This window comes from Leisingera sp. SA215, assembly GCF_055902035.1.
This window is the reverse complement of sequence record NZ_JBVVXU010000001.1, coordinates 97,309-120,285: the sequence shown is the minus strand read 5'-3', so window position 1 is coordinate 120,285 and position 22,977 is coordinate 97,309. Positions and strand designations below refer to the sequence as shown.

Genomic DNA, 22,977 nt, shown 5'->3' with positions numbered 1-22,977 from the left:
ATGGACCAGTTCACCATCAACCTGATGTTCGTGGGCGCGAGTTTTGCGCTCTACATCGGCATCGCAATCTGGGCCCGCGCGGGCTCCACCTCGGAATTCTATGCCGCCGGCCGGGGTGTTCACCCGGTTACCAACGGCATGGCCACCGCAGCCGACTGGATGTCGGCAGCTTCCTTCATCTCGATGGCGGGCCTCATCGCCTTTACCGGCTATGACAACTCGACCTTTCTGATGGGCTGGACCGGCGGCTATGTGCTTCTGGCGCTGCTACTGGCCCCCTACCTGCGCAAGTTCGGCAAGTTCACCGTGTCCGAGTTCATCGGCGACCGGTTCTACTCCCCGACCGCGCGCATCGTCGCGGTGATCTGTCTGATCGTCGCCTCGACCACCTATGTGATCGGCCAGATGACCGGCGTCGGCGTTGCCTTCGGCCGGTTCCTGGAGGTTTCCAACACGACCGGCCTGCTGATCGGCGCCTGCGTGGTCTTTGCTTACGCCGTGTTCGGCGGCATGAAGGGCGTGACCTATACCCAGGTGGCGCAATACTGCGTGCTGATCATGGCCTATACTATCCCGGCGATCTTCATCTCGCTGCAGCTGACCGGCAACCCGGTTCCGGCCCTGGGCCTGTTCGGCGACCATGCCGCCTCGGGTGAGCCGCTGCTGGCCAAGCTGGACGCTATTGTCAAGGAGCTGGGCTTCAACGAGTACACCGCGCATCATTCAGACACCTTCAACATGGTGCTGTTCACCTTGTCGCTGATGATCGGCACCGCGGGCCTGCCGCATGTGATCATGCGCTTCTTCACCGTGCCGCGCGTCGCTGATGCGCGCTGGTCGGCAGGCTGGGCGCTGGTGTTCATTGCGCTGCTGTACTTGACCGCTCCGGCAGTTGGCGCCATGGCACGGCTCAATATCACCGAAATGATGTGGCCCAATGGGGGCATTGAAGGCGGCGCCGTGACCGTGCAGCAGATCGAGAATGATCCCCAGTACGACTGGATGGCGACTTGGAAGAAAACCGGTCTCCTCGCCTGGGAAGACAAGAACGGCGACGGAGCAATTCAATACTACAACGACCAGAACGCCGATCTGCAAGCCACCGCCGAAGCCAACGGCTGGGCTGGCAATGAGCTGACTAACTTCAACCGCGACATCCTGGTTCTGGCCAATCCTGAAATCGCCAACCTGCCCAGCTGGGTGATCGGTCTGGTGGCAGCAGGCGGCCTGGCGGCGGCGCTGTCGACCGCGGCGGGCCTCCTGCTGGCGATCTCCTCGGCGGTGTCGCACGATCTGATCAAGGGCTCGATCAACCCGCAGATCTCGGAAAAGGGCGAGTTGCTGTCGGCCCGTATCGCCATGGCCGTGGCCATCGCGGTTGCCACTTACCTTGGCCTCAACCCGCCGGGCTTTGCCGCCCAGACCGTGGCGCTGGCGTTCGGCCTGGCCGCAGCCTCGATTTTCCCGGCACTGATGATGGGCATCTTCACCAAGGTGAACAACAAGGGTGCCGTGGCCGGCATGCTGGCGGGCCTGATCGTGACCCTGGTCTACATCTTCCTGCACAAGGGCTGGCTGTTCATCCCGGACACCAACTCCTTCACCGATGCGGATCCGCTGCTGGGCACCGTCAAATCCACCTCCTTCGGTGCGATCGGCGCAATGGTGAACTTCGCAGTCGCCTTCATCGTCTCCAAATCGACCGAGGCAATCCCTGTCGAGATCGAAGAGCTGGTGGAAAGTGTCCGCATCCCGCGCGGCGCCGGGGCCGCAAAGGACCACTAACCTCCCCTCTGGGCGGGCCGCCCGGCCCGCCTCTTCCCTCATGGTCCCGTCCGGTTCACACTGGCCGGGACCATTTTTTCCTGATTTCACGCAGGTACGACCATGCCTCTATCCGACGCCGCTCTGCTCCGCTTCCTGACCTCGGTCCACCCCTACGACAGTCTGGAACCCGCGCTGCTGCAGGAACTGGCACCGAAGTTCCGCCAAATAGACGCCACCGCAGGTGCCCCCGTCTATGCGCTGAACGAGGAGCTGGAGGGGCTGTACCTGGTTCACAGCGGCGAGGTGGAAGTGGCTGATGAAAACGGCATTCCAGTCTCCATCCTCGGCCCCCGCAATTCCTTTGGCGAACGCGGGCTGACCCGCGGCGGCCGGGCGGTGACATCGGCCCAGGCCACAGCGCGAACACTGCTGCTGCTGCTGCCAAAGTCAGAGTTCCACACCCTGATGGCCAGCCAGCCGCAAATGGCCAAATTCTTCGGCCGCCGCCGCCCAGGCGGCCGCGAGACCAGCAATCTCGCCACCACGTGCATCGCGGCGATCATGGCCCGTGATCCCGTCACCTGCTCCAGCGGCCTGACTTGCCAAGGCGCCGCCCAGCTGATGCGGGACCAGCGCGTTTCCTCGGTCTGCGTGACCGATGGGGTAAGGCTGCAAGGCATTGTTACCACCCGCGACCTGACGGGCAAAATCCTGGCGGCAGGAAAACCTATCTCCACCCCGGTCAGCACGGTCATGACCCCCGACCCGCTGACACTGGCCCCCTCAGCGATCGGCTCGGACGTGCTGCATTTGATGATGGAGCATGGCATCGGCCACATCCCGGTGGTCGAAGCTGGCCGGCTGGCGGGAATTGTCACCCAGACCGATCTCACCCGGTTTCAAGCGATAAGTACCGGCGAAATGGTTTCACGCATCGCCAGCGCCCGCTCCGCCGAAGACATGGCCAATGTTACCGCTGAAATTCCCCGCCTGCTGGTGCAGCTGGTGGCAAGCGGCAACCGGCATGAGGTGGTGACCCGGCTGATCACCGACATTGCCGACACCGTGACCCGCCGGCTGCTGGCACTGGCGGAAGAAAAACTCGGCCCTGCTCCGGTGCCCTTCCTATGGCTCGCCTGCGGATCACAAGGGCGGCGTGAACAGACGGGTGTTTCAGATCAAGACAATTGCCTCATCCTGTCGGATGACATGGCACCGGAGGATGAGACCTATTTTGCGCAGCTCGCCGGTTTTGTCTGCGACGGGCTGAATACCTGCGGCTACGTCTATTGCCCCGGCGATATGATGGCGTCGAATCGCCGCTGGCGGCAGCCCTTGCGCGTTTGGCGCGACTACTTTCGCGGCTGGATCGCCAAACCTGATCCCCAGGCGCAGATGCTAGCCTCGGTGATGTTCGACCTGCGCCCGATCGGCGGCGAGGCCGCGCTGTTTGCCGGCCTTCATCAGGAAACCCTGCAGGCCGCCAGCGCCAATTCGATCTTCACCGCGCATATGATCGCCAATTCGTTGAAGCACACGCCGCCGCTGGGTCTGTTGCGCGGGCTGGCCACCATCCGCTCGGGCGAACACCGCAATACGCTGGACATGAAGCACAACGGCGTGGTGCCGGTGGTCGACCTGGGCCGGGTCTATGCGCTGCAGGGCAAGCTGACCGATGTGAACACCCGCGCCCGGCTGGAGGCGGCAGAAACTGCGGGCGTGCTCAGCCCCGCCGGTGCGCGCGATCTGCTCGACGCCTACGATCTGATCGCCGTGACCCGGCTCGAGCATCAGGCCGAACAGATCCGCAGCGGCCAGGCGCCGGACAATTACCTGGCACCGTCCGATCTGTCGGATTTTGAACGAAGTCATCTGCGCGACGCTTTTGTTGTGATAAAGACAATGCAATCGGCGGTTGGGCACGGCAAAGGCATGCTAAGCTGACACCTGCGCTTGCGGGCAGCGCGGGAGCTCGCAGCGCAAGTATTTGGATAAAAAAGAAGCGGCCTTGGGCCTGCGGGGAGTTAAGATGTTTCTGGAACTGATTGCGGTGATCTTTGCCGGTATTGCCGCCGCGGGCGTTGTCATGCTGCTGGGAAAGTCCATGCGCGGACGCCTGCCGCGCTGGCTGGCGCCGGTGGCGGCGGGACTGGCGATGATCGCGGCTACCATCGCTTCGGAATACGGCTGGTTCCCGCGGACTGCAGCAGCATTGCCAGACGGGCTGGTCGTAGCGGACACAGTTGAAAACCAAAGCTTCTATCGGCCCTGGACCTATGCAGTGCCTTACATCGACCGCTTCGCCGCGCTGGATACCGCGACAATGAAAAGCCACCAGGCGCATCCTGAGGTCTATCTGGCCGAGATCTATTTCTTTGGCCGCTGGGCACCGGTCAACAGCCGGCCCGTGGTGCTGGATTGCGGCAAATGGCGGCGGGCGCTGGCAGCTGGCACTATCGTGTTCTCCGGCAGTGGCTTGCCCAAGGGGCTTGACTGGACGGCGGGCAGCCGGGACGATGCGATTCTGACAGCCGCCTGCGGAGGGTAGCCATGCATGCGCGCCTAAGCCTGCGTTTGCGGATCTTCCTGTTTTTCTGCGCCTTGGCGCTTGGCGGCATCGCGGTCACCACCGGCGCGCTGTGGCTCGGCTACAGCCGCGCTGAACAGCCCGGATTGACGGATGCATTTGTCTTTTCCGGCCTGCTCAGCGGTTTTGCCATCCTTGGTCTCTGCGCCGCGGTTTGGCTGCTGTTTGACGAAAACGTCGCCAAACCGATCGAGAGGCTGGCGGCGGGCATGCGCGCCCGCGCCCATGCCGGCGTGTCGCGGGCGCTCGACACCCATGGCGCGCAATATCTGGGCGATCTGGCAGCCGCAGCCGAGGGGCTGGCCGGGCAATTGGGACACTCAGCGCTGTCCGCAGCTGAGGCGATAGCCCGCGAAACCGAGCATCTGGAGGCCGAAAAAACCCGTCTCGCGGCCTTATTGACGGACATCCCTATTGCCACCGTGATGGCCAACCCCTCCCATCAGATCGTGCTTTATGACGGCCAGGCCGCTGCGGTTCTGGCACAGGAGGCCCCGCCGCGTCTGAATGCGCCGCTGTCCGATTACCTGGACCTGACCGGTCTGGAGGCCGCCTATGGCCGGCTGATACGCAGCGGGATGGAAGTGCAGGCCGAAGTCAAAAGCTCCAGCGGCACCCAGGTGTTTGACCTGCGGCTGAAACCCTTGGGCGGCGCGCCGGGCTACATCATACTGTTCGAGGGCAGCCATGCGGGGCTCGCCCCGGGAGACTCCCGGCCCTTGGTCTATGACTTCGCGCTGCTGGAAACGGACCACACCGAGCTGGACAGCCGCAAGCTCAGCAACCTCAGCTATGTGGTATTTGACACCGAAACCACCGGGCTGCTGCCGCATAAGGACGAGATTGTGCAGATCGGTGCGCTGCGGATTGTTCGGGGCCGCATTATCGACAGCGAGGCGTTTGAAACCCTGGTGGACCCGGGTCGGCCAATCCCTGCTGCTTCGACCAAAGTGCATGGCATCAGCGATGCCCTGGTGCAGGGCGCGCCGGTGATTTCCGACACCGCCCGCGCCTTTCACCAATTTGCCTCGGACGCCGTGATCGTGGCCCACAACGCGCCTTTTGACATGGCCTTTCTGCACCGCCACGCCAAGCGGGCAGGTATCAGTTGGGACCAGCCGGTGCTGGACACCGTGCTGCTGAGCGCAGTTCTGTTCGGCGCCTCGCAGAACCATACGCTGGACGCGCTTTGCGAACGGTTGGACGTCACCATCCCGCCTGCCCTGCGCCACACTGCGATGGGGGACGCCCGCGCCACCGCAGAGGTATTCTGCAAGATGCTGCCGATGCTGGAGGCACGCGGGCTTGCCACCTTTGGCGCGGTGCTGGAAGAATCCCGCAAGCACGGGCGCCTCATGAAGACATGAACGTGGTAGACAATCGCCGCCATGCGTGGCACGTCACTGCCCGGAACGGATAAAAGGCGCGCGACATGGCCGACACCAGCTTCATCCCCGGGCCGGAGACCGCCAGGGACTACCGCGATGCGCTCGGCTGCTTTGGCACCGGGGTGACGGTAGTTACCACCATGACAGCGCGCGGCCCCCTGGCGATAACCGTCAACAGCTTTACCTCCGTTTCACTGGATCCGCCGCTGTTGCTGTGGTGTCCGGCCAAAGCGTCCCTTCGCCATGATGCCTTTGTAATGGCCGAGAATTTCGCCATTCACGTGATGGCCGAGGACCAACTGGGCCTGGCCAAGCATTTCGCGGCCCGCGGCGAGGACTTCAGCGCCGCAGCATGGCAGCCCAATGGCCAGGGAGCGCCGGCCCTGGACGGGGTGATTGCCCGGTTTGACTGCCGCCGCTTTGCCGCCCATCTGGCGGGTGACCACACCATCATCATAGGTGAAGTGGCCAGCGTCACCACCCGCCCCGGCAAAGGCCTGATCTTCAAACGCGGCCAGTACGGCGGCTTCCTGGAGCAAAGCTGAAAAGGGCAGTCTCAGGCCTGGCCCCTCGCTCCGGGCATGCCCCTATGCCCGGCACCACCGCACTTGCGGAGCCCGGCCCCCTGACCTACTCCGCCAGATCAGGGGTTTCTGCATCTTTTTCGCCTTGCCCCGCCAGCAGATGAGGCAACACGGCAGACGCAGACAGATCCATCCCTGCCTCCATGCTAAGCGCCCGCTGCGGACAGATCGAAACGCACAGGCCGCATTGAAAACACATGGCTTCAACAAAGCTCAATGCGCCGCCGTCTTCGGTCAGGCTCAAGGCATCCGACGGGCAGACCCACACGCAGCTGCTGCATTGGTTGCACAGGCCTTCATCAAGGCTGACGGCGCCGTATGGAGCCTGTTCCGGCAAGACTACATGGTCCTCACTGGCCGGCAGCAGCGCCGCGGCACTGGCCCGTGCGGTGTCCCTGCGGCTGCCCACCGCCACTATGTCCGGCGCAACCGAAGGAAACGGGAAAATACCCGCCGCCAGCCGCCGTGCAAGAGTCCCGGCACAGTCGAACAGCAAGATCCGGCCCAGCCCGCCCAGAACCTGCACCAATTCAACCTCCTGCTGCTGATGCAGCCTGTCGGCAGAGCTGGCGCAGACCTGCACGTGAATGACATCAAAACCGCAGGCCAAGGCGTGCAGCAAATCAGTATGGGTAATCTGTTGCAGGCAGCAGACCGAAACCGGAATTACGTCAACCTGCCAAGGCGCCGCCAGTTCCAGCCCCAGAGGCTCCACATCGTAAAGCAACAGAATCTGGGCCCGTCCGGTCTCCAGCTTGCGCTGATGCGCCGCCTGGCAGAGATCCATCAGCGGCAGTTCGCAGCTTCTGCCGGCGACATCCAGCAGCGCAGGCCGTCCGTGCGCGGCATATCGTGCATGGCACGTAATGCCGTCTGGCTGAGGGCAAAAGCACAAATATTTCGGCAGGTATCCGGATTGCTTTTGCCGATCAGGGATATGAGCACGCTTCTCTCCCATAAGGCAACCCTATCACAAAAACAGACGCCCCAGGGCTGTATTTTAAAATTGCTGAAGAATTGTTGGGAATTTATCAATATTGCGCGGTAATCAAACGGAAGATCCGCCGGCATCCCAATCCCGGCGGATCCCCAAGGTCTATGGCCTGCCTATTTCAACGCCGCATCGGTGATAGCGTGGGTCCAAGCGCCTTCCGGGACCTTGGTGATGACCGGGTCCGAGCCACCGCTCATTAGCGTTGACACCGTCCGCTCATAGTCCGCCGGATTCAGCGCTCCATTGCTGCCCGCGGTGAGTTTGGCAATCTCGCCCATCATGCGTTTCTGGTGGGTCTCGGTCTGGGCACCGGACGCATCATTGTCGAGTACAATTTCCGCTGCCTCGTCCGGGTTTTCTTCGGCGTATTTCCAGCCCTTCATCGAGGCCCGCACAAACCGCTCCATCTTGTCAGCGAACTCCGGATCGCCAAGGTTCTCTTCCAGCACATACAAACCGTCTTCCAGCGTCGCCACGCCCTGATCCTCGTACTTGAAAGTGATCAGCTCATCCTCGGTGACGCCGGCATCGAGGACCTGCCAGAACTCATTGTAGGTCATTGTCGAGATGCAATCCGCCTGGCGCTGCAGCAGCGGATCGACGTTGAAGCCCTGCTTCAATACCTCAACGCCCTCCTCGCCTTTGCCTTCGGTGGAAATCCCCAGCTGACTCATCCAGCTCATGAAAGGAAACTCATTGCCAAAGAACCAAACGCCCAAGGTTCGGTTGGCAAGATCCGCAGGTGCGGATATTCCTGTGTCCTTCCAGCAAGTCAGCATCATGCCCGAAGATTTGAACGGCTGCGCGATATTAACCAGCGGCAGACCTTTTTCACGTGCTGCCAGCGCCGCGGGCATCCACTCCACGGTCACATCGGCGCCGCCGCCGGCTATCACCTGGGTCGGTGCAATATCAGGGCCGCCGGGCAGGATGGTGACATTCAGCTCCTCTTCCTCATAGAACCCCTTGTCAGCGGCAACGTAATAACCGGCAAACTGCGCCTGGGTTACCCATTTCAGCTGCAGCGTCACGTCATCCGCCGCCTGCGCTGCGCCTGCAGTGCCCAGTGCCAGCGCTGCCGCCGTCATCAGATGTTTCATATCTTGTTCTCCCTGTTGATTATGATGTTAAGCTTGCCCGGGTTTGACCATTCGTTCAAAGTTTTTTCTTTTTGGGTCGGTCCTTTGCCGGTCACCAGCACAAGATTTCCGCAACACCGCCCCGCACGCGGCGGGGCGGCTGATCCCTCACCCACGTTGCGACGGGTGCCAGAAGGTCAGTGTTTTCTCAATTACTGCCATCAGCCCATAAAAAGCCGAGCCTGCCAGTGCTGCCACCACAATCTCTGCCCAGACCATGTCCAGCGCCAGCTGGCCCACGCTGGTAGAGATACGAAAGCCCATCCCAACAGTGGGCGAGCCAAAAAACTCCGCCACAATCGCGCCGATCAGCGCCAGAGTGGTGGAGATCTTCAACCCGTTGAAGACAAAGGGCAGCGCCGCCGGCAAACGCAGCTTGAAAAATGCCTGCCAGTAACTTGCCGCATAGGTTTGCATCAGATCGCGCTGCATGGCCGAGGTTTCCCGCAGGCCCGCCACCGTGTTCACCAGCATTGGAAAGAACACCATGACGACAACAACTGCAGCCTTGGAATGCCAGTCGAAACCGAACCACATCACCAGGATCGGCGCGGTGCCCACAATCGGCAGCGCGGCGACGAAATTCCCCACCGGCAGCAGCCCGCGGCGCAGGAAGTCGCTGCGGTCGACCAGGATCGCGGTCAGGACCGCCGCGCCGCAACCGATCACATAGCCGCCGAGCGCCCCCTTCAGGATGGTCTGGGTAAAGTCCTCCCAAAGGATCGGCATGCTGGAGGCGAAGCGCACCGCGATAACCGAGGGCGCAGGCAAGATCACCAGCGACACCTCCAGTCCGCGCACCAGCAGTTCCCAGACCACCAGCACGGTGACGCCGAAGTTGGCCGGAACCAGCAGCTGCACCGCGCGGGTATGCGCAGCCGGACCATTGGCCAGGCGTCTGTTTAACCACCAGCCCGAACACCAGACCAGCACCGCAAGCAGAACCATCACCATGCCGCGCCCTCCTGCTTCTTTCTGGGCCAAATACTCCGGATGAGCGGTGCAGCGGCAAGGGCAGAGCCCTTATTCCATAGGCCAATCATGCCTGCACCCCCATCCGCTTCAGCACCAGTTTCTCCATCAGCCCCAACAGCGCGACCAAGGCGGCAGCCAGGATCGCCGCCGCAAAAAGCGCCGACCAGATCTGCACGGTCTGCCCATAGTAACTTCCGGCCAGCAAGCGCGCGCCAAGGCCGGCAACCGCTCCGGTCGGCAACTCACCCACGATGGCCCCCACTAGCGATGCCGCAATGCCGATCTTCAGAGAGGCAAACAGATAGGGCATCGACGACGGCAACCGCAGTTTCCAGAACCCCTGATTAGTATTGGCATTATAGGTCTTCAGCAGATCCAGCTGCATCGCATCCGGTGCTCTGAGGCCCTTCACCATCCCCACGACAACCGGGAAGAAGCTGAGGTAGGCCGAAATCACCGCCTTGGGAATGATCCCCTGCACTCCAATAGAGTACAGCACCACGATGATCATCGGCGCCAAGGCGATGATCGGAATGGTCTGGCTGACAATCGCCCAGGGCATCACCGACATATCCATCACGCGGGAATGCACGATCCCCACCGCCAGCAGAATGCCAAGGCCAGTACCGATGGCAAAGCCCAGCAGCGTTGCCGACAGCGTCACCTGCGCGTGATAGATCAGGCTGCGCTTGGAGGTGACCTTCTTTTCCACCGTGGTCTCCCACAGCTCCACTGCCACCTGATGCGGCGCAGGCAGCCGCGGGCGCTCCTGCACCCAAGTGTCATTGATGGCAAAGCTGTTCTTCGCCACCAGCCCAAACTCGCTCCTGTCCCGGCGTTCCTTGGCGGTAGCGGGGGTCACTTCGACCCCTGCCCGCTCAGCCGCATCCAGCACGCCCTTGATGTTCATCGGCACACAGGCCGCGTACCAAAAGGCAATGATCGCAGCGAGAACGGTCAGGACAGCAACAAGGCTTTTCATGACTGCGCCCTCCCTAAACGGCTGCCGCCCGGTGCACAGGGGGTGTACAGGGGGTGTACGCTTGTCACCCCCCAATTCCGGCGGATCTCGCTAGCTAACTCAGTCATCGCCATGCCCCGCCCGCAGGCCCTCGCGCACCCGGTGGGCGATCTCGATGAACTCCGGGCTGTCGCGGATATCGAGCGGCCGTTCCTTGGGCAAAGTGCTGTCGATCACGTCATGAATGCGGCCGGGCCGCGGCGACATCACCACGATCTTGGTCGACAGATACACCGCCTCCGGGATCGAGTGGGTGACAAAGCCGATAGTCTTGTTGGTTCGCGCCCACAGCTTCAGAAGCTGCTCGTTCAGATGGTCGCGCACGATCTCATCCAGCGCCCCGAAGGGTTCATCCATCAGCAGGATGTCAGCGTCAAACGCAAGCGCCCGCGCAATGCTTGCCCGCTGCTGCATACCGCCTGACAGCTGCCAGGGAAACTTGCCGCCAAACCCTGACAATTCAACAAGTTCCAGGACCTGGCTGACGCGCTTCTCCTGCTCGGCCTTGGAATACCCCATGATCTCCAGGGGCAGCTTGATGTTCTTGGAGATGGTCCGCCACGGGTACAGCCCCGCCGCCTGGAACACATAGCCATAGGCCCGGTTGCGGCGCGCCTCGTCCGGCGTCATTCCATTGACGCTCAGGCTGCCGCCGGTGGGTGTCTCCAGCGCTGCGATACAGCGCAAAAACGTGGTCTTTCCGCAGCCCGATGGGCCGATGAAGGAGACAAACTCGCCCTTGTGGACCTCAAGGCTCACATCCTTCAGCGCATGCACCGGGCCATCGTTGGTCTGAAACGTCAGATCCAGGTTCCGGGCCTTGATCACTGTTTCAGCTGAGGCTGGGTCGGAAGCGGCGGCCTCGGGTCGGATTGCCTGGGTGGTCGTTTCCATATTCATGTCTTTGCCTTGATTTCACACAGGAAAACGGGCCGCCGATACCGGCAGCCCGCTCCTGATTTACACGCCTGTCGCCGGGATGCCGGTGCGCTCCACCGGACGCGGCGCGGTCAGCTCTTTCCAGGTCGACAGCGCCTTGTTCACCGTGGTGTTGGCCTCTCGGGAGACGAACTTGCCGTGACCCTCCCGGCAGCGGATTTCGCCGTCATGCACCGCCACATGGCCCCGGGTCAGGGTAAAGCGCGGCAGGCCCTTTACCTCGTGCCCCTCAAACACATTGTAGTCGATCGAGGATTGCTGGCTGGAGGCGGAAATCGTCTTGCGCTTTTCCGGATCCCAAACCACCAAATCGGCATCCGCACCAACCAGAACTGCACCCTTTTTCGGATAACAATTCAGGATCTTGGCGATGTTGGTTGAGGTTACGGCCACAAATTCGTTCGGCGTCAGGCGGCCGGTTTCGACGCCATGGGTCCACAGCATCGGCATCCGGTCCTCCAGACCGCCGGTCCCATTGGGAATCTTGGTGAAATCCCCCACGCCATTGCGTTTCTGTTCAGTGGTAAAGGCACAATGGTCCGTCGCCACCACTGACAAGGATCCAGACTGCAGACCAGCCCACAGGCTGTCCTGATGCTTCTTATTACGGAATGGCGGCGACATTACACGGCGCGCGGCATGGTCCCAATCCTTGTTGAAATACTCGCTTTCATCCAGGGTGAGATGCTGGATCAGCGGCTCGCCCCAGACCCGCTTGCCCTGCATCCGGGCGCGGCGGATGGCCTCGTGGCTGTCCTCGCAGGAGGTATGCACGACGTAGAGCGGCACACCCGCCATATCAGCGATCATAATGGCGCGGTTGGTGGCCTCGCCTTCTACCTGCGGCGGCCGGGAATAGGCATGCGCCTCGGGGCCATTATTGCCTTCTGCCAGCAGCTTGGCCTGCAGCTCCGCCACCACGTCACCGTTTTCGGCATGGACCAGCGCTATGCCGCCCAGTTCGGAGAGGCGCTTGAACGAGGCATAAAGCTCGTCATCATTCACCATCAGCGCGCCCTTGTAGGCCATGAAATGCTTGAAGGTGTTGATGCCGCGCTCCTGGATCACAGCCTTGATGTCATCAAAAACCTGCTCGCCCCACCAGGTGACCGCCATGTGAAAGGAGTAATCGCAATTGGCACGGGTCGATTTATTGTCCCAGCGTTTGAGCGCATCCAGCAGGCTCTCACCCGGATTGGGCAGCGCAAAATCCACCACCATGGTGGTGCCGCCAGCCAGCCCGGCGCGGGTGCCGCTCTCGAAATCGTCCGAACTGTAAGTGCCCATGAAAGGCATCTCCAGATGGGTATGCGGATCAATCCCGCCCGGCATCACATAGCAGCCGGTGGCGTCCAGTTCCTCATCGCCTTTCAGATTGGGGCCAATCTGCGTGATCACCCCGTTCTCAACCAGAACATCCGCCTTATAGGTCAGATCAGCGGTCACGATGGTGCCGTTTCTGATGACTTTAGTCATACTTGCAACTCCCTGTTCGGGGCGTATTTTCACGCCTCCCATTATCTCTTCCGCTGTCTGGCGCAGCTGTTTTCATCTTTCCGGATATACTCCGGGGAAGCGGCCCTCCGGGCTGCGGGGGCAGCGCCCCTTATTCCACGATCTCCGCCGTTTGGACCGCCGCATGGAACAGCACATTGGCACCGGCTTCGGCCCATTCCTTGCTGATCTCCTCCGCCTCGTTGTGGCTCAGCCCATCCACGCAAGGACACATCACCATCGCGGTCGGCGCCACCCGGTTGATCCAACAGGCGTCATGGCCTGCTCCGGATATCAGATCCTGATGCGAATATCCCAACCGCTCTGCCGCGTCGCGCACGGCTGAGACACAACCCGCGTCAAAGGCCACGGGATCAAAGCCGCCGACTTTCTCAAACTCGATCTCGACCCCCATCGCCTCGGCAATCCGGGTCGCCTTTTCATGCAGCTGGTTTTCCATATCGGTAATCACCTCGAGCTCCGGGCTGCGGAAATCGACGGTGAAAACCACCTTGCCCGGGATCACGTTGCGGGAGTTCGGGTAAACGTCGATATGCCCCGCCGCCCCGACCGCATGCGGTGCGTGCCCCCAGGCGATTTCATCCACCGTTTCCAGAATGCGTGCCATCGCCAGGCCAGCATTGCGGCGCATCGGCATCGGGGTCGAACCGGTGTGCGCATCCTTGCCAGTGACCGTCACCTGGGTCCAGCTCAGGCCCTGCCCATGGGTCACCACACCGATATCTTTGCCCTCAGTCTCCAGGATCGGGCCCTGTTCGATGTGCAGTTCAAAAAAAGCGTGCATCTTCCGCGCACCGGTCTCCTCTTCGCCGCGCCAGCCGATGCGCTTCAATTCTTCACTGAATTTTTTGCCCTCGGCATCCTCACGGTCATAGGCCCAGTCCTGCGTGTGAATGCCCGCAAACACGCCCGAGGACAGCATCGCAGGCGCAAAGCGTGTGCCTTCCTCATTGGTGAAATTGGTCGCCACAATCGGATGTCTGGTCTTGATATTCATGTCATTGAGCGAGCGGATCAGCTCCAGCCCGGCCAGCACCCCCAGCACTCCGTCATATTTGCCGCCTGTCGGCTGAGTGTCCAGATGCGAGCCAACGTAGACCGGCAGTGCCTCCGGATCCGTGCCTTCCCTGCGGGCGAACATATTGCCCATCTGATCCAGCCCCATGGTGCAGCCGGCCTCCTTGCACCATTTCTGGAACAGGGCGCGGCCTTCGCCATCTGCGTCCGTCAGCGTCTGGCGGTTGTTGCCGCCAGCGACACCCGGGCCGATTTCGGCCATCTCCATCAGGCTGTCCCACAAACGGTCGCCATTTATCTTCAGATTCTGTCCAAGGGACGTCATTACGAGCTTCCTTCCCTGTGCGCCCGTCTGTGCAGGCTTCATCCGGCATTACGCCGTTGAGGTGGCGTTAAGTGCTGGCCGGTTCACAGTGCCGGCTCTCTTGATCCCGGTCAATGATTTGACCAACTGGTCAAACTCACGCTATCACGGGTTCGCTATCAGTCAAGAAATTGCCGCACAGCCCTTGAAAAAATCGGTTCTTTCACCGGAAACAGGTGAAATTCCGCGCGTCAGCTGGCAAAAGGCGGCAGAAACAGACAGGGACGGACATGCCCGCAGACCGCGCGCCAACCCGCATTCAGAGAAAGAATCGCGCCGCCATTCTGGAGGCTGCGCTGGATGTGTTCTCCAGCCACGGTTTCCGCGGCTCCACAGTGGATAAGATCGCCAAGGCGGCCGGACTGTCAAAGCCGAACCTGCTTTACTACTTCCCTTCCAAAGAAGCGATCTTCAACGAGCTGATGTCAGGCTTGCTGGATACCTGGCTTGATCCGCTGCGGGCACTGGACCCGGAAGGCGAGCCATTGGACGAAATCCTCGCCTATGTGCAGCGCAAACTGCAGATGAGCCGGGATTTCCCGCGCGAAAGCCGGCTTTATGCCAATGAGATTGTACAGGGCGCACCGCGGCTGCATGGCGTGATTGCGGCAGATCTGAAAGTGCTGGTGGAAGAAAAGGCGCAGCTGCTGCAAGACTGGATGGATGCCGGGCGGATTAACCGCGCGCACCCGAAACATTTGCTGTTTTCGATCTGGTCGCTAACCCAGCACTACGCCGATTTTGACGCCCAGGTGCGCACGCTGATGGGGGAAGAAGACCCCTTTCACGCAGCGCCGCAATACCTGGAAACCTTGTACCGGCGGATGCTTACACCCAAAAGCTGACCTGCCTCCTTAAAAGGCCGACCCAACCGGGCCGCGCCTATTCTTTTGCCCGGAACACCCACGCCAGCGGCACGGCCCTAAAGGCGCAACAGTTTTTACTCCGCCGCCGTTGCCGACGGGTTGTTCGGATGCGTGGTCCAGTTGGCATACTCGCCGGAAACCACCTCGCCGGTGCGCTCGTCAATCTGTCCGGCAGCCACTTCTTCCATGGTGATGCAGCCTTCAACAGGGCAAACATTCACGCAAAGATTGCATGCGACGCATTCGTCGTCCTTTACCGTGAACACCCGATCCTCGCTCATCGCAATCGCCTGGTGCGAGGTGTCCTCGCACGCCGCATAGCAGCGGCCGCATTTGATGCAATCGTCCTGGCTGATCCGCGCCTTGGTCACATAGTTCAGGTCCAGATACTGCCAGTCTGTGACATTCGTCACCGCCATGCCGATGAAGTCCTGAGTGGAGGTATAGCCCTTCTCGTCCATCCAAGTGGACAGGCCCGAGATCATTTCCTTCACCACATTGAAACCATAGGTCATTGCTGCGGTGCAGACCTGCACGTTGCCGGCCCCCAACGCCATGAACTCCGCCGCATCGCGCCAGTTGGTGACGCCGCCAATGGCAGAGATCGGCAGGCCGCGGGTCTGCGGGTCGCGGGCAATTTCCGCAACCATGTTCAGCGCAATCGGCTTCACCGCCGGGCCGCAATAGCCACCGTGGGTACCCTTGCCGCCGATGGTCGGCTCCGGCGCCATGCTGTCGAGGTTCACCGAGGTGATCGAGTTGATGGTGTTGATCAGGCTGACCGCATCGGCATTCCCGGCATGCGCCGCCCGCGCCGGCTGGCGGATGTCTGCAATATTCGGGGTCAGCTTAACGATCACCGGCTTGGAGTAGTATTTCTTGCACCACTCGGTGACCATCTGGATGTATTCCGGCACCTGCCCGACGGCCGAGCCCATTCCGCGCTCGGCCATTCCGTGCGGACAGCCGAAATTCAGCTCGATCCCATCGGCGCCCGTGGCTTCGACCTGCGGCAGAATATCTTTCCAAGCCTGTTCCTCGCACGGCACCATGATCGAAACAATGATGGCGCGATCCGGATAGTCCTTCTTGACCCTTTTGATTTCCTCCAGATTGGTCTGCAGCGGCCGGTCGGTGATCAACTCGATGTTGTTGAGGCCCAGCAGGCGGCGGTCGGCCCCCCAGATCGCTCCGTAGCGCGGGCCGTTCACATTGACCACCGGCGGACCTTCAGCGCCCAGCGTCTTCCAGACCACCCCTCCCCAGCCGGCCTCAAAGGCACGGCGGACATTGTATTCCTTGTCAGTCGGCGGCGCAGAGGCCAGCCAAAACGGATTGGGGGATTTGATTCCCAGAAATTCTGTTGTCAGATCAGCCATTTGATCTCTCCTGTTCAGGCTAGCTCGGAACGGTATTCCGTTCCTGACTGGCTCAGCCCATAAGGCTGGAGTGAATGTCCATTGCAGCATCGCGGCCCTCGGCCACGGCGGTCACGGTGAGGTCTTCGCCGCCGGAAGCACAATCGCCCCCGGCCCAGACCCCGGCCACGGAGGTTCGCCCGTTGGCATCGACCTTGATCTTGCGGCCTTCCAGCGCCAATGCATCCGGCTGGTTTTCCAGCGTCTGGCCGATCGCCTTGAAGACCTGATCAGCGGCCAGCCGGACGGTCTCGCCGGTGCCGGAGACCTTGCCGTCCGTGACCTGAGTATACTCCAATTCGATCTCAGCAGCGGCGCCATTGCCATGGACAGCCCTGGGCATGACGTTGAACATCAGTTTGACGCCTTTGGAGGCCGCCAGATCCTGCTCGAACCGGCTGGCGCCCATGGCGTCGCGGCTGCGGCGATAGGCAATAGTGACGTTTTCGGCGCCCAGCAGTTTCGACTGAACCGCAGCATCCACCGCGGTCATTCCACCGCCGATCACCACCACATTTCGGCCCACCGGCAGCTTGGTCAAGTCGCCTGCCTGGCGAAGTTCAGCGATGAATCCCACTGCGTCGCGCACACCGTCTTTGTCTTCGCCCGGCGCCCGCAAGGCGTTGACACCGGCCAGGCCAATCGAGAGGAACACTGCGTCATAGCCGGATTTCAGTCCATCCAAAGACAGGTCCGCGCCCAGTTTTTTGCCGTAATCCATTGTAATGCCGCCGATTTGCAGCAGCCAATCCACCTCTCGCGCGGCAAAGTCATTGGTGGACTTGTAAGCGGCAATGCCGAATTCGTTGAGGCCGCCTGCTTTGTTATTCGCATCATAGACCACCACATCATGGCCCAGCATCGCCAGCCGGTGCGCGGCAGCCAGACCGGCCGGACCTGCACCGACAACAGCGACAATCTTTCCAGTCGCCTTGGCACGGGTGAAAGGGTGAACGCCTTTTTCCATCAGCCTGTCCGTGGCGTAGCGCTGCAAGCGGCCGATTTCCACAGGCTTGCCCTCTGCAGCTTCCCGCACACAAGCCTCTTCGCACAGTGTTTCGGTCGGGCAGACCCGCGCACACATGCCGCCCAAAATGTTCTGCTCCAGAATGGTTTTGGCCGCGCTTTCGGCATGGCCCGCCTGAATTTCCCGAATGAACTGGGGAATGTCGATGCTGGTCGGACAGGCGGTCATGCAGGGCGCGTCGTAGCAGAAATAGCAGCGGTCCGCCGCCACGGCTGCCTCATGCGCGTCATAGGCTGGGTGCAGGTCCGAGAAATTCTCCGCAATCTCGGCAGCGTCCAAACGCGCCGCCTGAATGCCGGATGCCTGATGGCTGGTCGCCATTGGGTGTCTCCCTGATTATCTGTTTTCTTACTTATCAGAGTGCCACAGTCCTATTTTTTATCAACTGGTAAAATTTTTAAGCTGGTAAAAAAAATACCGCCCTTGAAGGAGCGGCTTGCAAGCATTTGAATTTGGGCAGAAACAATTGCAGCGGTTTAGTCAGTCATTTGCGCTAGATGCCCGGTTTTCATCCAAACTTTGGCGCCATTGATGCCAGCCGTCGCCTCCAAACGGCTGCCCGGCGGCAGCCGCAGCCAGTCCCAGCGGCCGAATTCTTCGCCGCTCTCGCTGTAACTGCCGTCCATGACAAACACCTCGGCGCCGCCGGGCACCGCCAGGCTGACTGCCTGCCCCGGCGCCCAATTTTGCAGGGTTACGGTTTCAATTCTGTCCTGAAACAGCCGCTGCTGCGGCGCATCGCCTGTGATGCGGGTTTTCACTTCGGTCCTGTCCGCCGGGTCGAACTGATGCAGCTTCACCAGGATCACTGCGCCCTCCGCCGCAGCTGGCGTGTGGCTGGTGTTGGGCGGGTTGCGGATATAGGAGCCTTTCGGAAAATCCCCGTGTTCGTCCTGGAACACGCCGTCCAGCACTAGAAATTCCTCGCCGCCATCATGCACATGGCGCGCAAAGGCAGAGCCCGGCGCAAACCGGACGATGGTGGTGGCTCGGGCCACCTCCTCTCCTATGCGGTCCAGCATTTTCCGCTCCACCCCCGGGGCCGGGCTTGCCACCCAAGGCGTTTCATCAAAATGCACCGCTGCGCGTTTGCTGAAATCGGCGTTGATCCGCATTTCTCTCTCCCTTGTTTCCCAGAAAATGCGGCCGCTTAGGGCTGCCTTGAAAAGCGCGTTCACAGAACCGTGTAAGGCTAGGATCTGGCCGGAAGAACCGCCGTGGCTTCGATTTCGATCTTGGCTTGATCCTCGATCAAGGCGGAAACAACCACCATGGTCATGGCCGGAAAGTGATAGCCCATTACCGCGCGGTAGGCTTTACCCACTTCTGCCTGATGGGCGAGATATTCGGCCTTGTCCGTCACAAACCATGTGAGCCGGGTGATATCCTGCGCGGATCCGCCTGCGGCTCTGACCACCTCCAGAATATTTTGCAGCGCCTGGCTCATCTGGCCAATGAAATCCTGCGCAGCAAACACCTGATCCGCGGTCCAGCCGATCTGGCCACCGACAAAGAGCAGCTTGCCCTCCGCCACCATGCCGTTTGCATAACCTTTGGCGGGCTTCCACCCTTCGGGTTGCACGCTGATGGCTGGCATGGTGGAGCTCCTTTGCTGATGCGGCCTGCCAGCGACCATACCGCCGCCTCGGCATTTACTTCAAGCTTAAAACTTATCAGGCTGATACACATCCCTCAGAGGCCCATGGCCGCACGGGCACTCAAGCGGTTCAGCAGAACGGAGGGAAACAGCGGCGGCACCTGCCGGGCCTTTACACCGTCGATGGCATAAGGGGCAGCCGTCTGTTGCGCGCTCTGCTCCCGCAACTCCGCATGTTTGCCCAGCAATACCCCGCTTTTGGCAACCAATGCAAAGGCATTGCGCGCTGTTCCGGACCATATCCGCCAGGACGATCCGAGTACTCAGAAGATGTTCCACATCCTCCGCGGCGTGGAGCCGAGTTCAGCCATAAAAACAGATATCCACGACTACGCGGCGCCTAATGCATAGAGGACAAGCCGTTGTCACCACGTAAAAAATCAGAACGGCGCCAAGAAATGGAACCCCAAGCGGAAACGCCAGTCCAGTCCCGCCAAGGAACAGGGCGGCTGCTATCCGGCCGGCACGTGCCATGGGCCTTCTGTGTTCGGAAAAGGCCGGAACCGTTTGCAAGTATGGGCCCGGACAGGGTTCAGGCCCAGCAGTTCCTTCAAAAAGTGAAAACTGGAACCAATCAGGCTGAACAATAAAAACGCCAGCAGCGATTGCGTCAGCCTCGCAGCGCCCAATTGGTGCCCTGCCACAGGCTGGAAGCCCGCAACAGGAAACAACAATCTGCATCTGCAGGCTTGTGCCGGACGCGGGTTTTCACCTCCGCCACCAGCGTAAACAATCGCGGGGCCGCGGCCCCGCGGGGCTTACATGCCCAAGGCTTCCTTATACATTTCAAGCACCGCTTCTTCTTCGTCGATGTCGTTCTGGTCGCGCTTGCGCAGCGCGATGATCTTACGCATGACCTTGGTGTCGTAGCCGCGCGCCTTGGCTTCGGCCATCACCTCTTTCTGCTGTTCGGCGATGGTCTTCTTTTCTTCGTCCAAACGCTCGAACCGTTCGATGAACTGGCGCAGTTCGCCAGCGGTCACACGGTAGTTTTCGCTTTTTTCGTCTTCGGTGATATCCATCTGCGGCTCCGTCGGCACATGCTGTCAATTGCTGTCGGAGCAAGGGGATAGCGCCCAGCCCGCTGCGCCGCAAGCAAGGAAAGCCGCAGCAGTGCCAAGAGCGGCAAAAACCGGCGCCCTGCCCCCTCGCGCGGCTTGCGCGCAGAGCCCGGATCAGCTAGGCGCGGCGCAGCGCGAAAACCGCAGGAGCACGCTTATGTTCGAACTCATTGTCTGGGCCGGAGCCGCCTTGTCCATTGCCGGACTGCTGGGTTTGGTCTGGTGCATCGTCCGGGTCGCGCGGGCGCGCCGCCAAAAACTGGACGACGAATCCCTGCGCGCGGTTGTGCAATCGGTGCTGCCTTACAATCTGGGCGCACTGCTGCTGTCAGTTCTTGGACTGATGCTGGTTATGACGGGCATTTTCCTGGGCTAGACCTAAGGCGCCTTGCCTGGCAGACTGGTCAGACCGGCATATTGTCAAACATCTCCTCCACCGCTTCCTCGCACAGCGTGGCTTCCAAACGGCGGAATCGGCCCGGCACCGCAGCGCCCGTTTTGCGCATATGATCCAGCAACCGGATGAACTCAGGCCGCATTGCAAGCCGGGCAGTACCAGTCTCTCCAAGAATCCGGTTTTCCAGATTCTCAACAGTGTTCAGCAGATCGTCATGTGTCATTGGCAGTTCTCCCTGAATCATGATGAGGTTATGCTGGATTTTCACAACAGCCGCGTGAAGGCCTGCAGAATTTAGGCAAGCGACCGCTTATTCGCGAAACTTTACCGGCCTTTTGACGGTTTTGCACTGCCCCGGACGCCTATTAAGCATACCGCAACGCGGCATTGCCTTGCCTTGACACAGGTCAACCGGCTGCGATGATTTCAAAGGCAGCAGCGGTTTCCGCACCGGCATCCTTGAAACACATTCTTAAATTGATATATGATCATCCAAACTCATGGGAGAGTATCAGATGAGCCCCGCCGTCAAGGCCTTCTTCGACGAAGCCACCAACACCGTTTCTTATGTGGTGCATGAGCCTGCGGGCTCCGCATGCGCCATCATCGACTCCGTGCTGGATTACGATCAGGCCGCCGGACGCACCTGCACGGAATCGGCGGATGCCATCACCGCCTGGATCAAGAAGCAAGGCCTGCGGACAGAGTGGATCCTGGAAAGCCACGTGCATGCCGACCACCTGTCAGCCGCGCCATACCTCCAGGAACGGCTGGGGGGCAAGATCGGCATTGGCGACCAGATCACCGTAATCCAGGACACTTTCGGCAAGATTTTCAACGAAGGCACCGAATTTCAGCGCGACGGCAGCCAGTTCGACCGGCTGTACCGTGAGGGAGACACCTTCATGATCGGCCAGATGCGCGGCGAGGTGCTGCACACGCCCGGCCACACGCCTGCCTGCTTGACCTATGTGATCGGCGACGCGGCCTTTGTCGGCGACACGCTGTTCATGCCAGACTTCGGAACCGCCCGCTGCGACTTTCCCGGCGGATCCTCAGCCGATCTGTATAACTCGATCCAGAAAATCCTGGCGCTTCCCGACAGCACCCGAATCTTTGTCGGCCATGATTACAAGGCACCGGGCCGCGATGATTACGCCTGGGAAACCACCGTCGGCGAACAAAAGGCGCTGAACGTGCATATCGGCGCAGGGCGCAGCATCGAGGAATTCACCCGAATGCGCGACGCCCGTGATGCGACCCTTGGCATGCCGCGTCTGATTCTGCCGTCGCTGCAGGTGAACATGCGCGCGGGCCAGATGCCGGAGCCGGACGACCAGGGCGATATTTTTTTAAAGATCCCGGTCAATAAAATCTGACCCAAGCAGGCGGAAGGCGATCATGGAAACGGATTGGGTTTGGGGCTTGGCTGGCGGTGTGCTGATCGGACTTGGCGGTGCCGTCTATCTTTTGGGCAACGGCCGCATAATGGGTGCCAGCGGCATCCTGGGCGGGCTGCTGGATGGCAGCGGCCGCAGCTCTGCAGCGGAACGGCTGGCCTTTCTCGCAGGCGTGATTGTCATGCCGCTGCTGATTGGGCTGTTGGCCGGTTCACCTGCGACCCATGCCACCAGCAACGCTGCCATACTGATTGCTGCAGGCGTGCTGGTCGGCCTTGGCACACGGATGGCCAACGGCTGCACATCCGGTCACGGGGTCTGCGGTGTTTCCCGGCTTTCCTTGCGTGGTATCACCGCGACGGCGGCCTTCATGCTGGCAGGCATTCTGACGGTGGCCATTCTGCGCCAGGTAATGGGAGTCATCTGATGCTGCGGATTATTCTGGCGATGATTGCGGGCAGCCTGTTTGGCGCGGGGCTGATGCTGTCGGGCATGACCGACACCGAAAAGGTACAGGGATGGCTGGATATTTTTGGCCATTGGGATCCCACGCTGGGCTTTGTGATGGGCGGTGCGCTGCTGCCGATGGCGCTGGCTTGGCGGCTGGCAGAAGGACGCAAGCCTGCCGCCGGGGGCAGCTTCCCCGCCCTGCCGCGCGCTGGGCTGGACCGGCGGCTGATCCTCGGATCCATTCTGTTCGGCGCGGGATGGGGCCTGGCAGGGTTTTGCCCCGGTCCCGCCATCGCCTCGCTCAGCTACAATGGCTGGCAGGGCGCGCTGTTCGTATCGGCGATGGCTTGCGGCATGATAGCTGCTCCCAGGCTCAGCCGGCATCTGGACCGGCGCGCCGCAAACGCGTAA

Annotated in this window: 25 protein-coding genes; 10 read left to right on the top strand and 15 right to left on the bottom strand. The window is 61.0% G+C overall.

Annotated features, from left to right (window positions below; all coding sequences use genetic code 11):
* From AC0KW6_RS00580 to AC0KW6_RS00560, 5 genes are all read left to right on the top strand, one after another.
* Nucleotides 1-1,785, top strand: a complete 1,785-nt coding sequence (locus AC0KW6_RS00580; RefSeq protein ID WP_323779090.1) for a sodium:solute symporter family protein — start codon at nt 1-3, stop codon at nt 1,783-1,785.
* 102 nt (nt 1,786-1,887) lie between these two features.
* On the top strand, nt 1,888-3,711 hold the full coding sequence (locus AC0KW6_RS00575) for a DUF294 nucleotidyltransferase-like domain-containing protein (RefSeq protein ID WP_474033804.1): 1,824 nt from the start codon (nt 1,888-1,890) through the stop codon (nt 3,709-3,711).
* An 85-nt stretch (nt 3,712-3,796) separates the two neighbouring features.
* Complete coding sequence (locus AC0KW6_RS00570) at nt 3,797-4,315, top strand: hypothetical protein (RefSeq protein ID WP_323779094.1); 519 nt, start codon at nt 3,797-3,799, stop codon at nt 4,313-4,315.
* Between the two features lie 2 nt (nt 4,316-4,317).
* A complete protein-coding gene (locus tag AC0KW6_RS00565; RefSeq protein WP_474033803.1) occupies nt 4,318-5,721 on the top strand; it encodes a 3'-5' exonuclease in 1,404 nt (467 codons plus the stop codon).
* Between the two features lie 65 nt (nt 5,722-5,786).
* On the top strand, nt 5,787-6,287 hold the full coding sequence (locus AC0KW6_RS00560) for a flavin reductase family protein (RefSeq protein ID WP_323777637.1): 501 nt from the start codon (nt 5,787-5,789) through the stop codon (nt 6,285-6,287).
* A gap of 85 nt (nt 6,288-6,372) precedes the next feature.
* Here AC0KW6_RS00560 and AC0KW6_RS00555 read toward each other — a convergent pair whose 3' ends face one another.
* From AC0KW6_RS00555 to AC0KW6_RS00520, 8 genes are all read right to left on the bottom strand, one after another.
* Nucleotides 6,373-7,113: an ATP-binding protein gene (locus tag AC0KW6_RS00555; RefSeq protein WP_474033802.1), complete on the bottom strand. Its 741-nt coding sequence runs from the start codon at nt 7,111-7,113 to the stop codon at nt 6,373-6,375.
* Complete coding sequence (locus AC0KW6_RS00550) at nt 7,113-7,397, bottom strand: hypothetical protein (RefSeq protein ID WP_474033801.1); 285 nt, start codon at nt 7,395-7,397, stop codon at nt 7,113-7,115. Before AC0KW6_RS00550 ends, AC0KW6_RS00555 begins: the two co-directional genes overlap by 1 nt.
* Before the next feature lie 36 nt (nt 7,398-7,433).
* The gene (locus AC0KW6_RS00545; RefSeq protein ID WP_323777631.1) at nt 7,434-8,420 is read right to left on the bottom strand and encodes an ABC transporter substrate-binding protein; all 987 of its coding nucleotides are present in this window, start codon (nt 8,418-8,420) and stop codon (nt 7,434-7,436) included.
* 147 nt (nt 8,421-8,567) lie between these two features.
* Nucleotides 8,568-9,413, bottom strand: coding sequence for an ABC transporter permease (locus AC0KW6_RS00540; RefSeq protein WP_323777629.1), 846 nt, complete (start codon nt 9,411-9,413; stop codon nt 8,568-8,570).
* 85 nt (nt 9,414-9,498) lie between these two features.
* Complete coding sequence (locus tag AC0KW6_RS00535) at nt 9,499-10,416, bottom strand: ABC transporter permease (RefSeq protein WP_323777627.1); 918 nt, start codon at nt 10,414-10,416, stop codon at nt 9,499-9,501.
* 99 nt (nt 10,417-10,515) lie between these two features.
* Nucleotides 10,516-11,355 carry an ABC transporter ATP-binding protein gene (locus AC0KW6_RS00530; protein WP_323777625.1) on the bottom strand — a complete coding sequence of 280 codons (840 nt, stop codon included), beginning with the start codon at nt 11,353-11,355 and terminating at the stop codon, nt 10,516-10,518.
* A gap of 60 nt (nt 11,356-11,415) precedes the next feature.
* Nucleotides 11,416-12,870 (bottom strand): dihydropyrimidinase, encoded by a 1,455-nt coding sequence (gene hydA, locus AC0KW6_RS00525; RefSeq protein ID WP_474033800.1) that lies wholly within the window; start codon nt 12,868-12,870, stop codon nt 11,416-11,418.
* Nucleotides 12,871-13,000: 130 nt separating this feature from the next.
* Nucleotides 13,001-14,251 (bottom strand): Zn-dependent hydrolase, encoded by a 1,251-nt coding sequence (locus AC0KW6_RS00520; RefSeq protein ID WP_323777621.1) that lies wholly within the window; start codon nt 14,249-14,251, stop codon nt 13,001-13,003.
* Between the two features lie 269 nt (nt 14,252-14,520).
* Between AC0KW6_RS00520 and AC0KW6_RS00515 the strand changes: the two genes are divergently transcribed.
* Complete coding sequence (locus tag AC0KW6_RS00515; RefSeq protein WP_323777619.1) at nt 14,521-15,135, top strand: TetR family transcriptional regulator C-terminal domain-containing protein; 615 nt, start codon at nt 14,521-14,523, stop codon at nt 15,133-15,135.
* Nucleotides 15,136-15,230: 95 nt separating this feature from the next.
* Here AC0KW6_RS00515 and preA read toward each other — a convergent pair whose 3' ends face one another.
* The 6 genes from preA to AC0KW6_RS00485 all read right to left on the bottom strand — a co-directional run bounded on the left by preA (nt 15,231) and on the right by AC0KW6_RS00485 (nt 20,280).
* On the bottom strand, nt 15,231-16,535 hold the full coding sequence (preA, locus tag AC0KW6_RS00510; protein ID WP_323777617.1) for an NAD-dependent dihydropyrimidine dehydrogenase subunit PreA: 1,305 nt from the start codon (nt 16,533-16,535) through the stop codon (nt 15,231-15,233).
* 52 nt (nt 16,536-16,587) lie between these two features.
* Nucleotides 16,588-17,922, bottom strand: a complete 1,335-nt coding sequence (locus AC0KW6_RS00505; RefSeq protein WP_474033799.1) for an NAD(P)-dependent oxidoreductase — start codon at nt 17,920-17,922, stop codon at nt 16,588-16,590.
* Between the two features lie 155 nt (nt 17,923-18,077).
* Nucleotides 18,078-18,716 carry a cupin domain-containing protein gene (locus tag AC0KW6_RS00500; protein ID WP_323777613.1) on the bottom strand — a complete coding sequence of 213 codons (639 nt, stop codon included), beginning with the start codon at nt 18,714-18,716 and terminating at the stop codon, nt 18,078-18,080.
* A gap of 77 nt (nt 18,717-18,793) precedes the next feature.
* Complete coding sequence (locus AC0KW6_RS00495; protein ID WP_323777611.1) at nt 18,794-19,198, bottom strand: RidA family protein; 405 nt, start codon at nt 19,196-19,198, stop codon at nt 18,794-18,796.
* Between the two features lie 95 nt (nt 19,199-19,293).
* On the bottom strand, nt 19,294-19,446 hold the full coding sequence (locus AC0KW6_RS00490; protein WP_323777609.1) for a hypothetical protein: 153 nt from the start codon (nt 19,444-19,446) through the stop codon (nt 19,294-19,296).
* A 570-nt stretch (nt 19,447-20,016) separates the two neighbouring features.
* A complete protein-coding gene (locus AC0KW6_RS00485) occupies nt 20,017-20,280 on the bottom strand; it encodes a DUF2312 domain-containing protein (RefSeq protein ID WP_024089791.1) in 264 nt (87 codons plus the stop codon).
* Between the two features lie 196 nt (nt 20,281-20,476).
* On the opposite strand from AC0KW6_RS00485, the gene AC0KW6_RS00480 reads away from it, so the two are divergent.
* Nucleotides 20,477-20,695, top strand: coding sequence for a hypothetical protein (locus AC0KW6_RS00480; protein WP_323777606.1), 219 nt, complete (start codon nt 20,477-20,479; stop codon nt 20,693-20,695).
* 28 nt (nt 20,696-20,723) lie between these two features.
* On the opposite strand, the gene AC0KW6_RS00475 is transcribed toward AC0KW6_RS00480, so the two are convergent.
* A complete protein-coding gene (locus AC0KW6_RS00475) occupies nt 20,724-20,939 on the bottom strand; it encodes a hypothetical protein (protein ID WP_323777604.1) in 216 nt (71 codons plus the stop codon).
* A gap of 292 nt (nt 20,940-21,231) precedes the next feature.
* Between AC0KW6_RS00475 and AC0KW6_RS00470 the strand changes: the two genes are divergently transcribed.
* From AC0KW6_RS00470 to AC0KW6_RS00460, 3 genes are read left to right on the top strand one after another with little or no spacing between them, the layout of a single operon-like run.
* Complete coding sequence (locus tag AC0KW6_RS00470; protein WP_323777602.1) at nt 21,232-22,095, top strand: MBL fold metallo-hydrolase; 864 nt, start codon at nt 21,232-21,234, stop codon at nt 22,093-22,095.
* Nucleotides 22,085-22,543 carry a YeeE/YedE family protein gene (locus AC0KW6_RS00465; RefSeq protein ID WP_416361497.1) on the top strand — a complete coding sequence of 153 codons (459 nt, stop codon included), beginning with the start codon at nt 22,085-22,087 and terminating at the stop codon, nt 22,541-22,543. The genes AC0KW6_RS00470 and AC0KW6_RS00465 overlap by 11 nt, the downstream gene beginning before the upstream one ends.
* Nucleotides 22,543-22,977, top strand: coding sequence for a DUF6691 family protein (locus tag AC0KW6_RS00460; protein WP_323777600.1), 435 nt, complete (start codon nt 22,543-22,545; stop codon nt 22,975-22,977). The genes AC0KW6_RS00465 and AC0KW6_RS00460 overlap by 1 nt, the downstream gene beginning before the upstream one ends.